We start from the raw sequence: 6,779 nt of genomic DNA, 5'->3' as shown, positions 1-6,779 counted from the left end.
AATGATCGACGCGTCGTGCGCCACCAGCAGCGAGCCGAGACGCACCGCTGGAACACCGTTGCGCTTCGTGGTCAGCGTCACCGACCACGCATCGGCTTGGGGGTCATAGACCGGCGCTTCGTGGCTGAGCAGCGTTCGATGGTCGGGGAAACTGCCGCCGATCCACTCGTTCACCGCGGCTCGCAGCGCGAGCTTGCGTTCCGCTGTCGGTGTCATGCTGCGATGAGGTCGTCGCAGCGGAGGCGCTTGCCCACCATGTCCGCTGCCACGGCATCCATGTGCTTCTCGGTGCCCTGTTCGCAAACGTCGCCGCGCACGGACTCGCAGGCAGAGTGCGCCAACGCGCCGTGGGCGTAGCCCAGCGGCGCGAGCGGCTTGCAGGACCGGTGCTCGTCGATAAACACTGCCGCGCCGTCGGCGGTCACGCTGTCCACGATCCCGGTCAGTGTGCGGGCCGAAGTGTCGGCTACAGGACCGGCAACCACAGTGTTCGTCGCGCGGTCAAGCACGCTTACGACAATAGCCCTGTCCGCTCCGCCCCGTCCGGAAATACGGCGCTCATTGTCCCGATGGTGCATGTTGTGGGCCTTGCCGCTGACATAGGTCCCGTCGGCTTCGGCGGGACCGAGGAACAGACCGGTGACGGTCTGAGCGAACGCCTCGCGGATGTCCTTGCGGCGGTGCTTGAGGAGAGCGTTCTTCGCCATGCCCATATGCTCACAGGGGGCTGTGACACCAAGACCGGCTCTGACCAAGGACTCGGCACTATCCCGAAATACCCCCGCAATCTTGACGATGCCGACGGGCTGACGCCGACGAGGGAAGAGGCCGTTCTGAGACGAAACACTCTCGCGGCGGTGCGGGGCTGGCAGGATGGCCCGGTGACGCCATCAGTGACGCCATCACCGGCGAATCTTCGCCAGCCTGCTGAGATCGACGAGAGCGAAGCCGAGGCGGTGCTGCGGCGCATCGAGACGGGCGATCCCGATGCCGGGATGGATGCTCGGCACGTCTTTGAGGCGCTGACTTGGGGCGAGGGCGCCGAGATGCTGAAGCAGGCTCGCTTGCAGACGTGGCTGTGGTACGAGTTGCCCTGCAAGTACATCGACGGCGAAGCCGGCTACATGGGCCGACTGGCCAGTGCAGCGGCGGTGCTGATGGATGAACTGGGCTTGCACCGCTACGCCGCGATCTGCCGCAGCGACACGACGGCAGAGGTGCATCGCGCGTTTGACGAGCGTGACAGCGAGGGCTTCGCTGCGCTGCAGGCGGCCATGCGTGATTCGGGCATCGTCCCGCCCGATCTCGACGACCTCAAGTGGAACCGACACATGGGTCCCGATGAAGCAGACGCCCGAACAGCAGTGGAGAATGCGCTGGAAGCAGCGATCGCCGCCGGGGAACTGGCTGCCGGTACTCGAGGCTGGCGTGCAGCGCAGAAGCGGATCGCAACGGCAGCCCTTGACGACGACCACGACGACCAGCCGGGCCAGTCGTGGCGCACTGCGCTGATCACCGAACGTCTTGCACGCTGGGTCAGCCAAGGCGACACCATGAGCGAGTCGGTAGGCGCTGCCCGGGCGCAGGTCGCGAACCTGCTGCTGCACCCGGTCGAGCCGCCGTTCGACCTTGCTGCAGCGTTGCATGTGCCCGTGTGGTTGCTGGCCCGCTTCGGTGACGAGCAGCCTTTGACCCAAGCCGGGAATCTGCGGGTGGCCTTCGTGCGCGAGGTGCATGAGGACTGCCCGTGGCGAGTGATCGAGCCGCCGCCGCCGTACCAACAACGTCATGTCGAGGCCGACGACCTGATCCTGTCGGCGCTGCGGCACTGGCTGCAACGCGCCAACGCCTTGCGCAAGCGCCACAACAAGCTGCGCCGCACCCAAGCCGGCGCAAAGATGACGCAGGATGCTGCGCTGGCGTGGCACCGGCTGACACAGCACCTGTTCCCGAGCGAGTGGGATGGATTCGTTGTCGAGAACGCTGTGCTGGCATTGCTCTGCAGTGGAGGGGAGATCGCCGACGCGGAACTCGATGCACAGGTCGCCAATATGGCTGTCGAATGCGGATGGCGTTCCTGGCACGACGGTGAGCAGATCACGCCATCAGCCCATGCAGTCTCATGGGCGTTCTCCGAATCACTGCACCTGTGGGAAGCCTGTGGATTCCTTGCCTCGTCCGGCACTTGGCCCGACAAGCGACTGGCACTCACCGAGGCGGGCACCGCAGCCATGCTCGCCCGGCTTCGGCACACCGCCACGGGTCCCAGCAACCGGCCCTTCTGAATCTGGCCGTTGTCGGCAAGTGCCGGTCTCCCAGTGGTCCTCATGGACGAGGGCCGCTTCGTTCACTCCACCCAAGCCGCGAAACGCCCAAGCGGCACGTCGACAGCGGGTGCGGCGGCCAGATCTATGTCGGCCGCTGCTGTGCCATGCGAGCGGCTTCAATGACAGGGCGCCGGTGGCAGCCCTCGAGATGATCATTCACAATGCCTGACGCCTGCATCAACGCGTAGCACGTCGTCGGGCCGACGAACCGCCAGCCCAGCTTGCGCAGCGCCTTGCTGAGGGCAGTGGAATGGGGTGTCAACGGCATCGAGATGAGCGACTCGTAGTCGACAACCGCCGGTCGATCCTCGGGTCCCGGCTCGAACGACCAGAAGAAGGCAGCCAGGCTGCCGTGCGCCTCGATCGTGTCCAGCGCTGCACGGCCGTTGTTGATGGTGGCCTCGATCTTGCCCCGGTGCCGCACGATCCCCGCATCGCCCAGCAACCGTTCGACATCGTCGGCGCCGAAGCGAGCCACCGCTTCGAAGTCGAATCCGGCGAAGGCTGCCCGGAAGTTCTCCCGCTTCCGCAGGATCGTCAGCCAAGAGAGTCCCGATTGGAACCCTTCGAGGCACATCTTCTCGTAGAGACGAACGTCGTCGACCACCGGCATGCCCCACTCGGTGTCGTGATATGCCTCGTAATCGTCGTGGCCTTCCCCCCACCAGCAGGCCAGAGACCCGTCAGCTCGCCGCCTCAACCCTTCGGGCACCTCGGTGGTCTGGCTCACGCGGCGGTGGCGGCTACGGCTTCGGCGATGGCCTCTGGGCTTGGAGTCGGCCCGTAGAACATCATCGTCGTGCGGTCGGCGAAGCTGTTGCGCTCGGCAATCTGGGCGCCGACCTGCGACGGCGTGCCGGACACGACGATCAGGTCGAGCAGGTCGTCGTCGATGAGCTCGCTCATCTCGCGCCAGTTGCCCTGCTTGGACAAGGTGTTCAGGCGCGGCTGCAGATCTTCATAACCATGATGATCGAGCGCACCCGCATACGCAGGCGTCGATCCGTAGAACGCGAGCTGGCCTGCGGCAGAGCGGCGTGCCTTGTCGATCTGCTCGTCGTTCTCGCCCATCGCGACGATGGTCAGGCAAGCCACGGTGACGTCGCCGACATCGCGTCCTGCCGACTCGGCGCCGCCCGCCAATGCCGGCAGCGTGACATCGGTCATGAACTGTGCGGTGTGGAACGGGTGCACGAAGAAGCCGTCCGCGGCGGCGCCGATCACGTCGACCATGCGGGGACCGACCCCGGCGACGTAGATCGCTGGTGGCTCCTTGCCGATCGGACCGGGGTTGAAGAACGGCGTCATCAAGGTGTGGGTGTAGAACTCGCCCCGATGGTTGAGCCGCTCGCCGGTCTCGAAGGTGTGCCAGATCGCCCGCACCGCCTCGATGTATTCCCGCATCCGCTCGGCAGGGCGTGACCAGGGCTCGCTGTAGCGCTTGGTGATGTGCGGTCGGATCTGCGTGCCGAGCCCCAGGATGAACCGCCCGCCGCTCATGCGGTGCAGGTCCCACGACGTGACGGCGCAGGTCATCGGGTTGCGGGCGAAGGCGACTGCTATGGCCGTGCCGAGTTCGATGCTCTCAGTCCGCTCGGCCGCGACGGCCAACGGCAGGAACGGGTCGTGCGACGCCTCGAACGACCACGCGGCCGACAGGCCCATCTCTTCGAACTGAGCAGCTTCGTCTGCGCAGCCGCCCGGCGTCGAGGCCGTAGTCGCCCCGTCTATACGGTGCTGTATCGCCTGACTTGTGCTCATCGTGTCGGCCTCCTGAGGGCTCTGAGTGCATGGCCCGCCGACAGTCCCGCCGGATCCAGATCTGCATGAATACTGCATGTGAGTATGATTATTGCATGACATCGCTGCAGATTCGAGAGATTCCAGAGGAGCTTCACCGTCGGCTCAAGGCTCGTGCCGCCTTGGAAGGCCAATCGATGTCTGAGTACGTCTTGCGCGAGTTGCGTCGTTCGCTCGACATCCCGACACGACAGGAGATGATGGAGCGCATCGCGGCGCTTGATCGCATCGAGGTGACCGAGTCGCCCGCCGACGCAGTACGCGCCATACGCGACGCTCGGTGATCGTTCTCGATACATCGGCCGTCATCGCCTGGCTGCTTCGCTTGCCGGAAGCGGCCGAGGTCGAGCGGCGCGTGACGGCAGCCGACTCGCTCCACGGTCCTGCATTGCTCGCATTGGAGACTGCGCATGTGCTTCATCGCTACGTGCGAAGAGGAGATCTCTCGGCTGAGCAAGCCCGGCGTGCGCTGGCCGAGTATTCCCGGCTCGGCATCGTCGCCCATGTCCATGATCTGCTCTTGCCGGTGATCTGGCGTCTGCGAGAGAACTTCACGGCGTACGACGCATCATTCGCAGCACTGGCTGTGATGCTCGACGCCCCGTTGGTGACGCTGGATGCCCGCACTGCACGGGCGCCATGGCCGGCCGACTTGCTGCCGCTTCGTGTCGAGGTGCTCCCGCAGTGACGGTCGACCACCTCCAAGAGCGCCCAGTCGGTCTGTTCGCCACCGCCCTTGCCCTCGACGCAACGGCGACGCACGGGGGCAGCGCAGCCGGTTCACCGACGGCGACGCCATAGCGCGCCTCAGTCCGTGCAGACCCTCACGAATTGCGATCCGCATCAGGCGGATGAAATTCGGGCAGCTGGGCGATGGCGTCCATGATGCCCTCGCCGGAGTAGGTGACCGTCAGCGTCTCGCTGGCCCGGGTCATGGCGACGTACAGCAGGCGGCGGCGTTGGCGATCCTGCTCTGCAGGTTCGTCAGGTTCGACCCAGATGTGATTCGCCCCGCCGATGATGACATGCGGGTACTCGAGACCCTTGAGCATCTGCAGGGAGGCCACCGGCACCACGCCAGCCGCATCAGCAACGGCGTCACGCCGTGAACCCTTGACCTCCACCGTGTCGGGAATGCATGACAGCAGTTCTTCACGCAAGTCGCGCCAACCTGAGAGCACCGCGATGTGCTCCGGGGCTGCCCCGCCATCACGCAGCTGCGCCACCTTCTTGGTGATCTCGTCGGCTTCCGCGCACATCGAGCCGCACGCGAGTCGCACCGGCGGCAAATCCCCGCGTCGGGCTGCTTGCCCCGGCTTGACGAAGACATCGAGATTGTCCCCGAGTTCTTCGGGGCTGCCGAGTTGCCCGGTGTCGCCGAGCGCCAGCAGCGCCTCCTCCAGAATCTTGTCGGTATTGCGGTAGTTGACGTCGAAGACCTTGGTGCGCCCTTGGGCTGTCATTCCCGGCGGATTCCAGCGTCGCCCGCCTCGGTAGATGCGCTGCGCGCCGTCGAGCGCAATGACGAAATGGTCGCGACCGGGCTTGAGCGACTGCCAAGCCAAATCCAAGCCGTCGGCCCCGAGATCCTGGGCCTCGTCCACCAGCACCAAGTCGTACCCACGTTCGCGACGCTGGGCGTCGGTGAGGCCGCGTAGGTGTGCCGTGGCTTCTTGACGGCGCTGTCCGAAGTCAGGCTTGGCCTCGGAATCGCCGACAAGGTCAGCTTGACTCAGCACTCGGTGGGCCAGCTGGTCGATGCTTCTGACGTAGACGTTGGCACAGTCAGCGACCTGTGCCCGCAATGCCGATGCCAGCGGCCTGTTGAAGCACACCAGCAGGATGCGCCAATCAGGGAAGTTCCGGGCGATGTGCCGGGCTCTGTGCGTGAGCACGAGCGTCTTGCCGCTGCCGGCCACACCACGGATCACCCGGTATCCCGGCCCCAGATGGCGCGCTGTGCGCTCTTGCTCACGGTCCAGCGTGCGGATGATCTCCTCGCCGGCCGGATCAGGTTCTCGGAACATCGCGGGCGTACGGCCGCTGATGACGATCTCGGGCTTGATCACTGCCCGTGTCTGCGACTGCTCCGCGGTCCCGAGGGGCAGAATCCGGCCGCCGATTGCACCTTGCAGCGCGAGGCGAAGCGCTGGCGGCTCGAAGTCGTCGCGAGTCAGCAAGGGCAGCTTGGCGTTGAGTTCTGCTGCGTGCTCACGACTTGTCTGCGGCACGGCGAGCACGTGGGCCACTGGCAACAACTCGACCGTGATATCGGCGACGCTGCCGCCAAGACGCGTCACCCGCTCCGACACCAGGCGGTGCGCTGCACCGCCGTCGAGCCGTGCGCGCCGACGGCGGGATGCCTTGATCTGCCGACGCGACGGCGCCTGCACCACGGCGATGCCCGCCTCCGGGTCGAGCACGACCAGGAAGCAGTCGCTGTCGTCATCGGAGAGATCCACCCCGCCGAACTCACGCCGCAGGGCCGCCGCTTCGCCTTCGCCTGTGCGTTCCAGCCAGACCGTCACCTCGTCGGGCAGGTCGTCGCGAAAATGACGAGCCACCGCATGGAGCCGCTCGGGCACATCGCTGCGGCTCGCAAGGTTCTCAGGCTGAAGAAAGGCCATGCGTGCTCCGCAGATTGTGGCACAC

Annotated in this window: 8 protein-coding genes; 3 read left to right on the top strand and 5 right to left on the bottom strand. The window is 65.8% G+C overall.

Going from position 1 to position 6,779, the window contains the following annotated elements:
• On the bottom strand, positions 1-216 hold a 216-nt coding region (locus tag VI480_RS14130), incomplete at its 3' end, for a hypothetical protein (RefSeq protein ID WP_323673504.1).
• Positions 213-707 carry a transposase gene (locus VI480_RS14125; protein WP_323673503.1) on the bottom strand — a complete coding sequence of 165 codons (495 nt, stop codon included), beginning with the start codon at positions 705-707 and terminating at the stop codon, positions 213-215. The genes VI480_RS14130 and VI480_RS14125, both read right to left, overlap by 4 nt.
• Positions 708-881: 174 nt before the next feature.
• On the opposite strand from VI480_RS14125, the gene VI480_RS14120 reads away from it, so the two are divergent.
• Positions 882-2,285 (top strand): hypothetical protein, encoded by a 1,404-nt coding sequence (locus VI480_RS14120; RefSeq protein ID WP_323673502.1) that lies wholly within the window; start codon positions 882-884, stop codon positions 2,283-2,285.
• 124 nt (positions 2,286-2,409) lie between these two features.
• Here the strand turns inward: VI480_RS14120 and VI480_RS14115 are convergent, their stop codons facing one another.
• Together VI480_RS14115 and VI480_RS14110 are read right to left on the bottom strand one after the other, a co-directional pair.
• Positions 2,410-3,057: a DNA-3-methyladenine glycosylase I gene (locus VI480_RS14115; protein ID WP_323673501.1), complete on the bottom strand. Its 648-nt coding sequence runs from the start codon at positions 3,055-3,057 to the stop codon at positions 2,410-2,412.
• Positions 3,054-4,088 (bottom strand): TIGR03617 family F420-dependent LLM class oxidoreductase, encoded by a 1,035-nt coding sequence (locus VI480_RS14110; RefSeq protein ID WP_323673500.1) that lies wholly within the window; start codon positions 4,086-4,088, stop codon positions 3,054-3,056. The genes VI480_RS14115 and VI480_RS14110 overlap by 4 nt, the downstream gene beginning before the upstream one ends.
• 95 nt (positions 4,089-4,183) lie before the next feature.
• On the opposite strand from VI480_RS14110, the gene VI480_RS14105 reads away from it, so the two are divergent.
• Both VI480_RS14105 and VI480_RS14100 read left to right on the top strand, forming a co-directional pair.
• A complete protein-coding gene (locus tag VI480_RS14105; protein WP_323673499.1) occupies positions 4,184-4,411 on the top strand; it encodes a FitA-like ribbon-helix-helix domain-containing protein in 228 nt (75 codons plus the stop codon).
• Positions 4,408-4,815: a type II toxin-antitoxin system VapC family toxin gene (locus VI480_RS14100; RefSeq protein ID WP_323673498.1), complete on the top strand. Its 408-nt coding sequence runs from the start codon at positions 4,408-4,410 to the stop codon at positions 4,813-4,815. The genes VI480_RS14105 and VI480_RS14100 overlap by 4 nt, the downstream gene beginning before the upstream one ends.
• A gap of 136 nt (positions 4,816-4,951) precedes the next feature.
• On the opposite strand, the gene VI480_RS14095 is transcribed toward VI480_RS14100, so the two are convergent.
• Positions 4,952-6,754 (bottom strand): UvrD-helicase domain-containing protein, encoded by a 1,803-nt coding sequence (locus VI480_RS14095; protein WP_323673497.1) that lies wholly within the window; start codon positions 6,752-6,754, stop codon positions 4,952-4,954.
• Positions 6,755-6,779 lie beyond the last annotated feature (25 nt).

This window comes from Candidatus Poriferisodalis multihospitum (assembly GCF_028283155.1).
GTDB lineage: Bacteria > Actinomycetota > Acidimicrobiia > Acidimicrobiales > Poriferisodalaceae > Poriferisodalis > Poriferisodalis multihospitum.
The sequence above is the reverse complement of the archived record's forward strand: the minus strand, read 5'-3'. Positions and strand labels throughout refer to the sequence as shown.